Origin of the sequence: Streptomyces coelicoflavus (assembly GCF_003112555.1) — a bacterium.
Lineage (GTDB): Bacteria > Actinomycetota > Actinomycetes > Streptomycetales > Streptomycetaceae > Streptomyces > Streptomyces coelicoflavus.
This window is the reverse complement of the sequence record NZ_BEWB01000027.1, coordinates 18,788-31,406: the sequence shown is the minus strand read 5'-3', so window position 1 is coordinate 31,406 and position 12,619 is coordinate 18,788. Positions and strand designations below refer to the sequence as shown.

Annotated in this window: 13 protein-coding genes; 6 read left to right on the top strand and 7 right to left on the bottom strand. The window is 71.1% G+C overall.

Translation table 11 applies throughout. The features are described from left to right. The coding region (locus Sco07f_RS39210; protein WP_159107058.1) for a helix-turn-helix domain-containing protein at nucleotides 1-391 on the bottom strand (391 nt) is incomplete at its 3' end. 143 nt (nucleotides 392-534) lie between these two features. Between Sco07f_RS39210 and Sco07f_RS39205 the strand changes: the two genes are divergently transcribed. Further along, a complete protein-coding gene (locus Sco07f_RS39205) occupies nucleotides 535-1,314 on the top strand; it encodes an NAD(P)H-dependent oxidoreductase (RefSeq protein ID WP_108990750.1) in 780 nt (259 codons plus the stop codon). 30 nt (nucleotides 1,315-1,344) lie between these two features. On the opposite strand, the gene Sco07f_RS39200 is transcribed toward Sco07f_RS39205, so the two are convergent. Both Sco07f_RS39200 and Sco07f_RS39195 read right to left on the bottom strand, forming a co-directional pair. Continuing rightward, on the bottom strand, nucleotides 1,345-1,740 hold the full coding sequence (locus Sco07f_RS39200; RefSeq protein WP_007387378.1) for an ankyrin repeat domain-containing protein: 396 nt from the start codon (nucleotides 1,738-1,740) through the stop codon (nucleotides 1,345-1,347). 99 nt (nucleotides 1,741-1,839) lie between these two features. Beyond that, on the bottom strand, nucleotides 1,840-3,303 hold the full coding sequence (locus Sco07f_RS39195) for a catalase (RefSeq protein ID WP_007387379.1): 1,464 nt from the start codon (nucleotides 3,301-3,303) through the stop codon (nucleotides 1,840-1,842). A 188-nt stretch (nucleotides 3,304-3,491) separates the two neighbouring features. Here Sco07f_RS39195 and Sco07f_RS39190 point away from each other — a divergent pair, with 188 nt between their 5' ends. The 3 genes from Sco07f_RS39190 to Sco07f_RS39180 all read left to right on the top strand — a co-directional run bounded on the left by Sco07f_RS39190 (nucleotide 3,492) and on the right by Sco07f_RS39180 (nucleotide 5,268). Beyond that, a complete protein-coding gene (locus tag Sco07f_RS39190) occupies nucleotides 3,492-3,905 on the top strand; it encodes a Fur family transcriptional regulator (RefSeq protein ID WP_007387397.1) in 414 nt (137 codons plus the stop codon). A gap of 100 nt (nucleotides 3,906-4,005) precedes the next feature. Further along, nucleotides 4,006-4,734 (top strand): SDR family oxidoreductase, encoded by a 729-nt coding sequence (locus tag Sco07f_RS39185; RefSeq protein ID WP_108990749.1) that lies wholly within the window; start codon nucleotides 4,006-4,008, stop codon nucleotides 4,732-4,734. Further along, nucleotides 4,735-5,268, top strand: a complete 534-nt coding sequence (locus Sco07f_RS39180) for a hypothetical protein (RefSeq protein WP_108990748.1) — start codon at nucleotides 4,735-4,737, stop codon at nucleotides 5,266-5,268. A gap of 61 nt (nucleotides 5,269-5,329) precedes the next feature. Here the strand turns inward: Sco07f_RS39180 and Sco07f_RS39175 are convergent, their stop codons facing one another. After that, nucleotides 5,330-5,791, bottom strand: a complete 462-nt coding sequence (locus tag Sco07f_RS39175; protein ID WP_007387380.1) for a MarR family winged helix-turn-helix transcriptional regulator — start codon at nucleotides 5,789-5,791, stop codon at nucleotides 5,330-5,332. Nucleotides 5,792-5,882: 91 nt separating this feature from the next. Between Sco07f_RS39175 and Sco07f_RS39170 the strand changes: the two genes are divergently transcribed. Then, nucleotides 5,883-6,254, top strand: coding sequence for a VOC family protein (locus Sco07f_RS39170; protein ID WP_007387400.1), 372 nt, complete (start codon nucleotides 5,883-5,885; stop codon nucleotides 6,252-6,254). A gap of 21 nt (nucleotides 6,255-6,275) precedes the next feature. Here the strand turns inward: Sco07f_RS39170 and Sco07f_RS39165 are convergent, their stop codons facing one another. The 3 genes from Sco07f_RS39165 to Sco07f_RS39150 all read right to left on the bottom strand — a co-directional run bounded on the left by Sco07f_RS39165 (nucleotide 6,276) and on the right by Sco07f_RS39150 (nucleotide 11,273). Continuing rightward, entirely contained in the window at nucleotides 6,276-8,174 is a 1,899-nt protein-coding gene (locus Sco07f_RS39165; protein ID WP_167468355.1) for an ABC transporter ATP-binding protein, read from the bottom strand. 255 nt (nucleotides 8,175-8,429) lie between these two features. Next, on the bottom strand, nucleotides 8,430-8,861 hold the full coding sequence (locus Sco07f_RS39155; protein WP_007387382.1) for a cold-shock protein: 432 nt from the start codon (nucleotides 8,859-8,861) through the stop codon (nucleotides 8,430-8,432). A 90-nt stretch (nucleotides 8,862-8,951) separates the two neighbouring features. Continuing rightward, nucleotides 8,952-11,273: a beta-L-arabinofuranosidase domain-containing protein gene (locus Sco07f_RS39150; RefSeq protein ID WP_108990747.1), complete on the bottom strand. Its 2,322-nt coding sequence runs from the start codon at nucleotides 11,271-11,273 to the stop codon at nucleotides 8,952-8,954. A 317-nt stretch (nucleotides 11,274-11,590) separates the two neighbouring features. On the opposite strand from Sco07f_RS39150, the gene Sco07f_RS39145 reads away from it, so the two are divergent. After that, nucleotides 11,591-12,541 (top strand): SDR family NAD(P)-dependent oxidoreductase, encoded by a 951-nt coding sequence (locus Sco07f_RS39145; RefSeq protein ID WP_108990746.1) that lies wholly within the window; start codon nucleotides 11,591-11,593, stop codon nucleotides 12,539-12,541. Nucleotides 12,542-12,619 lie beyond the last annotated feature (78 nt).

Sequence of the window (12,619 nt, the reverse complement as noted above, 5' to 3'; positions counted from 1 at the left end):
GCCGGTTCCCGGCGGCCACGTCCAGCCGGTGATCCATGATCAGGGCGGGTGCGTCGCTGACCAGGTCGAGTACGCGCAGCAACTCCGGGCGCAGGCGCCCGCTGGGCGACTTGGCGCGGCGGCGGGGCTGCCGCGCGAGTCGGCCCAGGTGTCCGCGTTCGGTCTCGTCGAGGCCCAGGACGCGGGCGAGCGCGTCGAGGACCTGATCGGAGGGCTGCGTGGCCCGGCCCTGCTCCAGGCGGACGTAGTAGTCGACGCTGACTCCGGACAGGTGCGCGACCTCCTCGCGGCGCAGTCCCTGGACCCGGCGGCGGCTGTCGACGGGGATGCCGGCGGAGGAGGGGTCGACCCGTGAGCGCCGGGTGCGCAGGAAGCTCGCCAGATCGTCCATGGCCCCAGTATGGGTCCGCCACCGCGAACGAGGGTGGTCCTGCCGGTACCAGGAAGTCCCGTCCGACGGAAGGGGCGCCCCTGAACAGCGCGGCCGCGCCGGCCGAGCATCGGAGGCGAACGAATCCGTCGAAGGGAACAGCCATGAAGACGCTGATCGTCCACGCCCACCCCGAGCCGCGCTCCCTGAACGGTTCGCTGAAGGACCTGGCCGTGTCCACCCTCGAGGCCGCCGGACACGAGGTGCGGGTGAGCGACCTGTACGCGATGGACTGGAAGGCGGTGGTGGACGCGGCGGACTACCGGGAGCACGCCACGAGCCCGCTGCGGGTGGCGCCGAGTTCGGGGCGGGCGTACGAGGCCGGCGCTCTCACTCCCGACGTGGCGGCCGAGCAGGACAAGCTGCTGTGGGCCGACACGGTGGTCTTCCAGTTCCCGCTGTGGTGGTACACGATGCCGGCGATCCTCAAGGGCTGGGTGGACCGCGTGTTCACCTATCGCTTCGCGTACGGCGTCGGCGTGCACGACGAGACCCGGTACGGCGAACGTTTCGGTGAGGGAACGCTGCGGGGACGGCGGGCGATCCTGTCCGTGACCGTCGGCGGCCCGGAGGCCCACTACAGCGATCGCGGGATCAACGGCCCGATCGAGGACCTGCTGTTCCCGATCCACCACGGAATCCTGTACTACCCCGGCCTGGAGGTGCTGCCGCCGTTCGTGCTGTACGGCGCCGACAGGCTCACCCGGGGCGCCTGGGACGACGCCGCCAAGGCCTGGAGGGAGCGGCTGCTGTCGTTGGAGACGACCGAGCCCATCGCCTTCCGGCGCCAGAACTTCGGTGACTACGAGATGCCGTCGCTGCGCCTGAAGCAGGGCCTGGAGGCCCCGGGCCGCCACGGCTTCGGACTGCATGTGCGCGGCTAGGCCGGGACCGGTGCCGTCCCCGGGCCCGGGTCAGCCCGCGAGCAGGTGGGCCCGGCCGAACATGGCCGCGGCGGCCCGTGCGGTCGGCGTACCGGCGTCCAGGTCCGCGCCGGCCTCGCGCAGGACGGCCACCACGTCGTCGGCACCCTTGAACAGGGCACCGGCGATGGGGGACTGGTCCCTGTCGTTGCGCAGGTCGGGGTCGGCACCGTGCCGCACCAGGGCCGCGACGGTGGCGGCGTGACCGTGGTAGGCGGCGAGCATGAGGAGGGTGTTGCCGGCCGGATCGCGTACGTCCACCGGCAGCCCGTGGGTCACGAACTCCACCAGTTGCCCGGTGTCGCCCTCCCGGGCCAGATCCATGGCGATGGCGACGACGCGCTCCGTCTGCTCGGGGGTCAGCCCACCGCTGTTGTGCATGTCCATGATGTCTCCGTGGCGGTAACGCGCCCGTGCCGGCGCGGACACCCGTGGGGTGCCCGCGCCGGCACGGAGCGGTGTACCGCGCGTCTTCCCGACCGACGGTCAGAGGTTGCCGGCGGCCAGGGCCTCGATCGCCTTGCGGACGCCCTCACCGTAGGCCGGGTCGGCCTGGGTGCAGTTGGCGATGTGCCGCTCGACGGTCGCCTCGGTGGCGCCGTTGATGGCCCGCGCCGTGTTCTCGAAGAGCACCTGCTGCTGCTCGGGGCTCATCAGGCGGAACAGGTTGCCCGGCTGCTCGAAGTAGTTGTCGTCGTCCTCGCGGTAGTTGAACCGGTCGGCGACGGCACCCACGGCCTGGGCCGGGTCGCGGTAGGCCGGCTGCTCCTGCCAGCGCCCGTAGGAGTTGGGCTCGATGCCCGGGGTGGCTCCCTGGTTGCCGTCGACGCGCATGCCGCCGTCGCGGTGGTAGGAGTTCACCGGGTTCTTCGGGGCGTTGACCGGGATCTGGTGGTGGTTGACACCGAGGCGGTAGCGCTGGGCGTCGCCGTAGGAGAACAGCCGGCCCTGCAGCATCCGGTCGGGGGAGAAGCTGATGCCCGGGACCACGTTGGCCGGGCTGAACGCGGCCTGCTCGACGTCCGCGAAGTAGTTGTCGGGGTTGCGGTTGAGCTCCCACTCGCCGACCTCGATCAGCGGGTAGTCCTTCTTCGACCAGACCTTGGTGAGGTCGAAGGGGTGGAAGCGGTAGTTCTCCGCGTCGGCCTCCGGCATGACCTGGATGAACAGCTTCCACTTCGGGAAGTCGCCGTCCTCGATCGCGCCGAAGAGGTCACCCTGGTGGGACTCGCGGTCCTTGCCGACGAGGGCCTCGGCCTCGGCGTCGGTGAGGTTCTTGATGCCCTGCTGGGTGCGGTGGTGGAACTTGACCCAGAACCGCTCGCCCTCGGCGTTGATCAGGCTGTACGTGTGCGAGCCGAAGCCGTGCATGTGCCGGTACGAGGCCGGGATGCCGCGCTCGGACATGACGATCGTGATCTGGTGCAGCGCCTCGGGGAGGTTGGTCCAGAAGTCCCAGTTGTTCTCGGCGCTGCGCATGTTGGTGCGCGGGTCGCGCTTCACCGCGTGGTTGAGGTCCGGGAACTTCAGCGGGTCGCGGAAGAAGAAGACGGGGGTGTTGTTGCCGACGAGGTCCCAGTTGCCCTCTTCGGTGTAGAACTTCACGGCGAAGCCGCGGATGTCGCGCTCCGCGTCGGCGGCGCCGCGCTCACCGGCGACCGTGGAGAACCGGGCGAACAGCTCGGTCTTCTTGCCGATCTCGGAGAAGATCTTCGCGCTGGTGTAGCGCGTGATGTCGTGCGTCACCGTGAAGGTGCCGAACGCGCCCGAGCCCTTGGCGTGCATCCGGCGCTCCGGAATGACCTCGCGGTCGAAGTGGGCGAGCTTCTCCAGGAACCACACGTCCTGCAGCAGCATCGGTCCGCGCGGCCCCGACGTCAGGGAGTTCTGGTTGTCGGGAACCGGTGCACCGGCAACCGTGGTCAGCGGCTTCTGGTTGTTCTCAGGCAAGGCTTGCTCCTCGGTGTGGTTCTTCGCACGGCGCGCAAAGGCCGGACGGTCCCGGCCGGCCGGCAGTCCGGGGCGAGCCGCCCCGCGCGTCCATGGACACACCCTACCTTGGACAGGATCTAAAGCAAGGCGCCATCCAGAGCGATATCCGCTCTTGAGTTGGCGCCGTTCCCTGCTAGGGTGCTCGCATGAGTGATCTCCTGGAGAGGCTCCGCGAACGCGGCTGGCGCCTGACAGCGCAGCGCCGCGTCGTCGCCGAGGTCCTCGACGGGGACCACGTGCACCTGACCGCCGACGAGGTGCACGCCCGCGCCGCGCGGCGACTGCCCGAGATCTCCCGGGCGACGGTCTACAACACCCTGCGCGAACTGGTCCACCGGGGCGAGGTCCTCGAGGTGTCGACCGACGGCCGCGCCAAGCGCTACGACCCGAACGCGCACCGCCCCCACCATCACCTGCTCTGCTCACGCTGCGGTTCGATGCGCGACGTGCGGCCGACGGGCGACCTTCTCGCGGACCTGCCGCCGTCCCAGTCCTTCGGCTTCACCGTCTCCGAGGTCGAGGTGACGTACCGCGGCGTCTGTCCGGACTGCGCCGGCTGAGGACGCTCATCCCTTCGGTGCGTCCCAGAGCGCCGTCCTCTTCCCACGCCGACACAGTGGTTCCTGAGCCACCCGGCTCCGGAAGGAAGAGAGGCGCGGAATGAAGATCGCGGTCATCGGCGGTACGGGACTGATCGGCTCGCAGGTCGTCGAGAACCTGAACGCGGCCGGACACCGGGCGGTGCCCCACTCGCTGTCCACGGGTGTCGACGTCGTCGCCGGTGAGGGAGTGGACCGGGCGGTCCAGGGGGCCGAAGTCGTGGTCAACCTGACGAACTCCCCGACCTTCGACGACGCCTCGCCGGCCTTCTTCCAGGCTTCGATGGACAATCTCCTGGCGGCGGCGCGGCAGGCCGGGACGGAGCACTTCGTCATCCTCTCGATCGTCGGCGTGGACCGGGTGCCGGAGCTGGACTACTACCGCGCGAAGCTGCTTCAGGAGGAGCTCCTGCGGCGCGGCCCCGTCCCGTACTCGATCGTGCGCGCCACCCAGTTCATGGAGTTCATGGAGGCCGCGATGTCCTGGACCGCGGACGGCGACTCCGTCCGGCTGCCCGTGACACCGATCCAGCCGATCGCGGCCAAGGACGTGGCGGCCGCGGTCGCGGACGTCGCCGTGGGCGCCCCGCTGAACGGCATCCGCAACATCGGCGGCCCGGACGTGTTCCCGCTGGACGAACTGGGCCGCCTGACCCTCTCCCGCAAGGGCGACGGGCGTACGGTCGTGACCGATCCGACCGCCGGCATGTTCGCCGCGGTCAAGGGCGACGTCCTCACCGACAAGGAGGCCCACCTGGCCCCCACCCGGTACACCGACTGGCTCGCCTGAATGCACGAACACGCCGGTCCGGCCCCCGCCGGGAGCGGCACACCGAGGGGAATCCTGCGGAGCCGCCCCGAACGGTGGCTTTTCAAGGGCATCTACGGCCTGGTGCTGGCGAGCGCCCTGGTGGCCGCGCTGGACGTGCCGGGGGAGGAGGCCAACCCCGGTCAGGACGCGCTGTGGGTCCTGCTCACCGCGCTCACGTCGGGCGCCGCCCACGGGTATGCGCACGTCATCGCCCAGCGTGCGTCCGGCGACGGCACGGCCGGGCCGAGCCGGCTGCGCGCGGTGCTCGCCGAGTGGCCGCTGACCGTTGCCGTGCTGCCGACCGTGGCGATGCTGCTCGCCTCGTCGGCCGGGTGGTGGGCGGAGGAGACCGCCGCCGACACGGCCCTGCTGTGCAACACCGTCTCCCTCTTCTGCCTGGGCTTCTCGGCGGCTCGCACCGCGGGTCTCGGCCGCCTCGCCTCCTGCCGCGCGGGCGTCCTCGACATGCTGATCGGCCTGGTGATCATCGCCGCGGACGCGCTGATCGAGTAACCGTCGTGTCCCTGCCGCGACGCGGCTCTCGCATCCGCCGGGTGCACTCCCGGCCGCCCGGTCAGCCGTCGAGCGCCTCCGTCATGGCGTCGAGGTCGGACAGCAGAGCCGGGAGACGGTCGGCGGGGACACCGCCGATCATGCGTACCTCGATCGAGTAGACCGCCCGACGGGCGAGGTGCAGGCGTTCCCTGCCGGCCGACGTGAGGTGCACGGGCAGGGCGCGGCCCTGTGCGGCGGTGGCCGGCCGCGTGATCAGACCGGCGTCCTTGAGGCCGCGCAGGACGACGTTGGCCGACTGCCGGGTGACGAAGGTGCCGCGCGCGAGGTCGGCATTGGACAGGCCCGGCTGCTCGTCGAGGAGTTCCAGGCAGGAGTACTGCGGAACGGTCAGCCCGTGCTCGCGCAGTGCCCTGTCCATGGCGTTGCGCAGGGCGGCCGAGGCGCGCTTGAGGCGGTACCCCACGTGCTCGGTGACGTCCTTGGCGGCGTGCGGCGGGGGGACGGGCGTCGGATTCTCCATGTCAGCATTTTGACATGCCGGTCGGCGCTCGCCTAAGTTCTTCCATGTCAAAGTCCTGACATTCATGAGATCAACGTCTCCGGAGGAAACGATGACTGCTGCCGTCGAGGGTCCCGACTTCATCGCCCTGCAGGTCACGGACGTACCCGCCGCCGCTGCCTTCTTCGAGGAGCACCTCGGCCTGCGCCCCGCCCCCGCCTCTCCGCCCGGCGCGGTGGTCTTCGCCACCAGCCCGATCCCCTTCGCCGTCCGAGAGCCGCTCCCGGGCACCGATCTGACCGGCGACTGCGTCCCGGGCCTGGGCGTGGCGCTGTGGCTGCGCACCGACGACGCCCCCGAGCTGCACGCACGGCTCGTCGCCGCCGGTGTCGAGGTCGCGGGGCCGGTGCGGGACAGCCCCTTCGGGCCGACGTTCACCTTCACCGGCCCCGAGGGCTACCGGCTCACCGTTCACGGAGGCTGACCCGGCCTCCGCCGCCCCCGGTCAGCGGTCCTGGGAGAGCTCGAGGAGCTCGGCGAAGGTCCCACCCGCATGGACGAGGTCCTCGTAACGGCCCTGCTCGGTGATCCGCCCGTGCTCCATGACGACGATGTGATCGGCGATCCTCGTGTTCTCCAGGCGGTGGGTCACCACGATGGTGATGCGCTCGGCGGCGACGGCCTTGATCCGCTCGAAGATCTGATGCTCGCCGCGCGGATCCATCTGCGAGGTCGGCTCGTCCAGGATCAGCAGACCCGGGCGGCGGTACAGGGCCCTCGAGCACGCCACTCGCTGCCACTGGCCGCCGGAGAGCTCGGTGCCTCCGAAGACGTCACGGGAGAGCAGGGTGTCCAGGCCCGAGGGAAGGCCTTCGACGGTCTCGCGCAGGCCGACCGCGTCGACGGCCTCCCACACCGGGTCGTCGTCGTGGGTACGGGGCTGGCCGAGGGTCACGTTCTCGCGGACCGGCATGGGCCACTGGGCGAAGATCTGCGGCACCAGACCGACCTGCGCCCACACGCCGGCCGGGTCCAGCTCCGCGAGGTCGGCGCCGTTCCAGGTGACCCGGCCCTTGTCCGGAAGGTAGATGCCGGTGAGCAGGCGGGTCAGCGTGGACTTGCCCGAGCCGTTCGCCCCGACCACGGCGAGGATCTGGCCGCGCTCCAGGGTCAGGGAGACGCCGTCGACGGCGGGCTTGTCCTTGCCCGGGTACTGGTAGACGACCTCCTCGAGCCGGATCCGCTCGGTCGGCGCCTCGTGCCTGCCGGACCCGCGTTTCGGGACGCGGGCCGCGGCGTCGTCCAGGAAGGCCTGCATGTCGCTCAGGTAGAGGCTGGTGTGGAAGACCGCGGCGCCGTTGACGACGACCTGGGAGAGTGCGGCGAGCGTGGTCTGCACGGCGACGACGGCCGTGGCCGCGACCGCGAGCCCGATCCGGCCCGAGACCGCCAGCCAGGCCAGGGCTCCCCAGGTCGCCACGAGGAAGACGCCCCCGGCCGCCGCGGACAGCACCGCGATCCGCAGGGTGCGCGGCGCGGCCGCCAGCGTGCGCCGGTCGCAGCGGTCGGACAGCGTCCGGTACCAGTGGACGAGGTAGTCCGTCATCGAGTTGGCGCGGACCTCGTCGCCGTACTTCGACGTCGTCGCCCACCAGCGCATCATGCCGCGTACGTTGCGGTCGGCGATGTTGGCGTAGTGGACCTCGTAGTCGACCCGGGCGGTCAGGACCGCACCCACACCGGCCGGCAGCACGGCGAGCAGGAGCAGCGGCAGCATCAGCGGATTGAGCGCCGACAGCACGCCGCCGGCCGTGACCATCCGGATCAGCGCGGACAGGAACCGCTGGGCGTCGGTGACCATCACCTGGGTCCTGATCACCCCCATCTCCGCCGCCTCGTGCCGGTCCGAGAAGCCCTCCTGCGCGTACGCGGACGCCTCCACCCGGCACACCGCCTCGACCAGAGCGCTGTCCGTCTCCGTCGTCAGCCTCGGAGTGATCCGCCGCTCGGCGTACGTGGCCACCGCCGCCGCACCGCGGCCCAGTGCGGCAGCCAGCGCGACCACCAGGAGCGCCGGAACGGCTCCGTGCAGCCGCTCACCGGCGGAGCCGTCGCCGAGCACGGGTTCCATGGCGCGGGCGGTGGCGGTCAGCAGCACGGCGGCCGAGACGCCGGTGACCACCTGGGAGCCGAGCAGCAGCTGCACGGCCCGTCGGTCGGTCCGCCACGACAGGCGGGCGATCCGGCCGAGGACGGCCGGGATCTGTGCGCACATCCGCCGGAACGAGACCTCGGCCAGCGGATTGACGGAGTACCTGCCGCTGTAGGTGATCTCCGCAGGCTGCGGCGGTGGTGGGGGAGGAGCTGTGGCGGTCTGCCGTCCGTTCGCGTCGGTCGCGGTCAATGGGTCCCCCTTGACGGTCGTTCGAGCCTGGTCATGAAGCTCAACGACCGGACCGGGGTATCGAACACGTGTGTTTCGGTCGCTGTGGGAACCCCGGAATACGGCGACCGGCAGTGCATGGCGGATGCACGGACCCGGTCCGGACAACAGGTGCGCGGAGCGGGGAGACTGGCCGAATCGCCGAGGGCGGACGATGCGGGGCAGGTCCGCCACCCGAAGGACAGCACGGTCCGAACACGCGGGGGAGCGCCGACCTCAGTCCTCGACCCAGCCGTGGCCCTCGCTGAACTTCACCAACGCGCCGCGGATGGTGAGGATCTGTTCCGCGGTCAGCTGCGGACTCGAGGTCAGCAGCAGCTCCGTCACGTCACGCCGGTACTCGTCGGAACTCAGCACATCGCACATCGGGTGGCCGTTCTCGTCGGACATCGGGGCCCGGCGAGCGGCCTCCTGGTGGCGCCGCGCGGCCTTGGGCCGCTCGGCGCCCTCGGGGAGCCGGATGCCGGACGCCTTCAGCCCCCGCTCACCGTTCTCCACCTCGAACTCCACGACCAGACCGGAGCGCACGTACTCCTCGGGAATGAGCAGGTCGTTCACGTGCAGGAAGATGTCCTCGCCGCCGTCGTCCGGGGCGATGAACCCGTAGCCCCGCGTACTGTCGAAACGCACCACACGACCCGCGACCATACGGACCCCCAACCTCTGGAAACCACACCCGTCCGGGGCCCTTCCCCGGAGCCGTGTGCATGCTATCCGGCCGGATTCCGGGTGGGCGCGTCAGCGCACGACGCGCCAGCGGTTGTCGGCCGTACCGTCGTCCGCGTCCTGGACGACGAAGGAGCCCATCCCGGGGGAGTCGTTCTGGACGGCGAGCAGCTTGCCGCTGTGGGCGTTGCGGATCGTGCAGGTGCCGTCGCCCTGGTCGTTGAGCGTCCACCGGTGGTCGGCGGTCCCGTTGTCCGTCCACTGCAGCACGGTGGCGCCGTCGGCCGTGGACATGTCGAGCACGCCCAGCACCTTGCCGCTGTGCACGTTGCGCAGGCGATGGGTGCCGCCCGCGTCGGGGATCAGCTCCCAGTCGTGGTCGGCGGTCCCCGAGTCGGTCCAGAGCAGGGCACGACCGCCGTCGGCGGTGGACATGTCCTGGATCCCCAGCACCAGACCCCCTGCGGCGTTGGCGATACGGACGGGGGTGCGGCCGCCGGTGTTCCAGTAGACGGTGTAGTTGTGCCCGTGGGCGTCGTGGAACGGACCGAGGTTCACCCTGGCACCGTTCGCGGTGGCGGTGAAGGCGAGCGCGGTGGGGTCGGTCCGCCGGATCGAGGCGACGTCCAGTGAGGGGAGGGAGGAGAGGGCCGTGTCCCCGTAGTCGCCGGACAGGACGACCGGGCCGTGGGTGACGGCACCGACGGCGGGGTCGTCGTTGGCGGGCCGCACGACGGTGCGCATCGGCAGGCGGACGGTGACCGTGTCCCCGGAGTCCCAGGCGCGGTCGAGGGTCGCGTAGGTTCCGGGGGCGGTGGTGACGTGCTGCCTGACGCCGTTGACACTGACGACGGCTCCGGTGGTCCAGCCGGGGATGCGGACGCGCATCGCCCAGGTGTCGGCCGCGTCGCCGGTGATCCGCAGCGTCGTGGTGTCGCTCGCCGGGTACGAGGTGGACTGCGTGACCGTGATGCCGCGTTCGGCCCAGGTGAGGACCGAGGGGACGAAGAGGTTCACGGTCAGGGTGGTTCCTCCGTCGTGGAAGTAGACGGAGTCCATCAGCCGCGTGTGCATCTCCAGTCCGGTGCCCTGGCAGCACCAGAAGGTGGTGTAGTCGGTGCTCCAGGTGCCGCCGCCCCACGCCGGGCCCACACCGCGTCGGCCGCCGGGCTTCAGCGGGGTGAAGTAGGTGACGTGGCCGTGGGGGTCGGCCGGGTTCTGCTGGCCGATCATGTGGTTGAGCCACGCCTGCTCGTAGTAGTCGAACAGCTCGGCCCGGTCCGGAGACAGCGCGAACAGTTCCCGGGTCAGACCGAGCATGTTGACGGTGTTGCAGCTCTCGCAGGTGTCGTTCGCGAGGTGCGCGGCGATGGCGTTCGGGGCCCGGAAGTGTTCCGCCTGGCTGTTGCCGCCGACGGCGTACGTGTGGGTGGTGACGCACATGTTCCAGGCGTTCGTGGCGATGTCCCGGTAGCGCGTGCTGCCGGTGGCCTTGTACTCGCGCACCGCCCCGATCCACTTGGGCACCTGCGTGTTGGCGTGTAGCCCGGCCAGCCGGTCCTGGTTCGCCGCCAGCGGGTCGAACACCGCGGCGTGGTCGAACCGCTGGGCGACGGCCAGCCAGCGGGTGTCACCGGTCTGCTGGCAGAGATCGGTCAGGACGGCGTTCATGCCGCCGAACTCGGTGCCCAGGACGGCCTGCATCCGGGTGGTGCTCAGTCGCCCGGTGCGCCGGTCGACCCAGCCCGCCAGGGCGAGCAGTACGTCACGGGCGCGTGTGCTGCCGAGGAGCCGCCACACCTCCAGCAGACCGGCGAGGGTCTTGTGGATCGTGTAGTACGGCACGTTGCCGTTGTTCAGGGTCCCGGACTCCAGGGCGGCGAAGTCCGACTCGGGGTAGCCGGAGAGGTATCCGGTGCCGAAGCCCGCGGCGCCGTTGTTGGCCTGGCACTTGGCCAGCTCGGCCACCATGTACAGGGCCTTGTCCCGGCAGGCGGTGTCCCCGGTCACGGCGTACGCCTGCGCCCAGGCGGTGAGGAAGTGGCCCTGCACGTGGCTGCGGAAGGGGAAGTCGGGGGCCTCCCAGCCGCCGGTCGCGGCGGCGCCGTTCGTGGACAGGCGGTGGTTGGCGCGGAAGTTGTGGAGCAGCCGGTCGACGTCGACGAACCGCAGGTACGACAGTGTCCGGCTCTGGTTGTCCAGCCACCTGCTCGGGGTCAGCCTCACCGCGCCGAGGTCGAAGGGGAAGGCCAGTGCGCCGATGTCGGCCCGGGCCGGCGGGAGGACCGCCGCTCCGTGGGCGGGGGAGCCCCCGGCGAGGGGACCGACGGCGGTGGCGGCAGCCGTGGTTCCGGCGAACTGAAGGAGGCGCCTTCTGCTGAGAGGAGCGGACATGGAAACCACCTTTGCGTTCATCGTGCACGGGCAGGACGGACGGGAGACCTGCTGTTCGCTATCTCGAACGCTGTTCGTGAAATCGTCGAGACCATAGTTCCGGCGCCGACGGCCCGTCAATGCACCCGGCCTCTTCCGGCGCGGGCCCGGCCACCGAACTCGAGGGCACCGGCTGGGGCCGGCCGTGTCGGTCGTCTGTCGGCGGCGGGCGCGGGCTGTCGGCGATCCGTCGGCGGTCTGTCGGCGGGCGGGGCCACCTTGGGCGAACCGGTGCTGTTCATGAGCACGCCGTTCGAAAGCACAAGGAGCCTGCCATCGTGTCCGCCGTATCCCAGAACCGGCCGTGGGACGTGCACCGGCTGCCGTCCGCCGAGGCAAGCAGCTTCCTGGTCACCGGAGGAAACGCCGGGATCGGCTACTTCGCCGCGGAACAACTCGCCACCACCGGCGCCCTCGTCGTGATCGGCAGCCGGGACCCCGCGAGGGCCGCCACCGCCGTGGCCTCGATCCGCTCCCGTGTCCCGGGCGCGCGCGTGCGGCACCTGCAACTGGACCTCGCCGACCCGGCCTCCTTGAAGAGCGCCGCGGACCGGCTGGATCTCGCTCGTCTCGACGCGGTGGTCCACAACGCGGGCGTCGCGTTCGACGACCCGCCGCGTCGACTGACCGCGGACGGCCACGAGCTGATGTTCGCCACCAACCACCTCGGCCACTACGCGCTGACCCAGTGGCTCGCCCCCCTGCTGTCCGCGGCTCCGGCGGGCCGCGTCGTGACCGTGGGAAGCTTCGCGGCGCGGTCCGAACGGCTGGACCTCGACGATCTGCAGTCGGCCCGGGACTACCGGCCCAAGCGCACCTACGGCCGCTCGAAGCTGGCGCAGATGTGCTTCGGCTTCGAACTCGACCGCCGGCTGCGCGCCGTCGGCAGCACCGTCCTCAGCGTGGTGGCCCATCCCGGCGGCGCGCTGGACTCCCTCACCCCCTCCCGTCCGCCGATCAGCGTGACGACCCCCGGCGAGCGGCTGCGCGGCCTGCCGGCGGCGCTCGTTGTGCAGGGCAAGTGTGCCGGGGCGTGGCCCCTGGTCCGTGCCGCCGTCGACCCCGGCGTCGAAGGAGGGCAGCTGTGGGGGCCGAGGGTCTGCGGACTGCGCGGCAAACCTCGATGCGAACCCGTGCCCCCGCACATGGCTGACCCGGCCGTCGCCGCTCGCCTGTGGGCCGTCAGCGGGGAACTGGTCGGTGCCGATCCTGACCTCGGCTTCCGGTAGGCGCGGACCGCCCCGGCGCGCGACACATCTGCCGAGCCGGGGCTGCGGGAACTGCCGACGGCGACGGGCTTCGCCCGA

Bases quoted from the DNA above. Each gene is read 5' to 3' on its own strand.
- Sco07f_RS39185 (WP_108990749.1), top strand. From the start codon at position 4,006: ATGAAGATCGCGGTCATCGGCGGTACGGGACTGATCGGCTCGCAGGTC.
- Sco07f_RS39170 (WP_007387400.1), top strand. From the start codon at position 5,883: ATGACTGCTGCCGTCGAGGGTCCCGACTTCATCGCCCTGCAGGTCACG.
- Sco07f_RS39200 (WP_007387378.1), bottom strand. From the start codon at position 1,740: ATGGACATGCACAACAGCGGTGGGCTGACCCCCGAGCAGACGGAGCGC.
- Sco07f_RS39150 (WP_108990747.1), bottom strand. From the start codon at position 11,273: ATGTCCGCTCCTCTCAGCAGAAGGCGCCTCCTTCAGTTCGCCGGAACC.
- Sco07f_RS39155 (WP_007387382.1), bottom strand. From the start codon at position 8,861: ATGGTCGCGGGTCGTGTGGTGCGTTTCGACAGTACGCGGGGCTACGGG.
- Sco07f_RS39180 (WP_108990748.1), top strand. From the start codon at position 4,735: ATGCACGAACACGCCGGTCCGGCCCCCGCCGGGAGCGGCACACCGAGG.
- Sco07f_RS39190 (WP_007387397.1), top strand. From the start codon at position 3,492: ATGAGTGATCTCCTGGAGAGGCTCCGCGAACGCGGCTGGCGCCTGACA.
- Sco07f_RS39175 (WP_007387380.1), bottom strand. From the start codon at position 5,791: ATGGAGAATCCGACGCCCGTCCCCCCGCCGCACGCCGCCAAGGACGTC.
- Sco07f_RS39205 (WP_108990750.1), top strand. From the start codon at position 535: ATGAAGACGCTGATCGTCCACGCCCACCCCGAGCCGCGCTCCCTGAAC.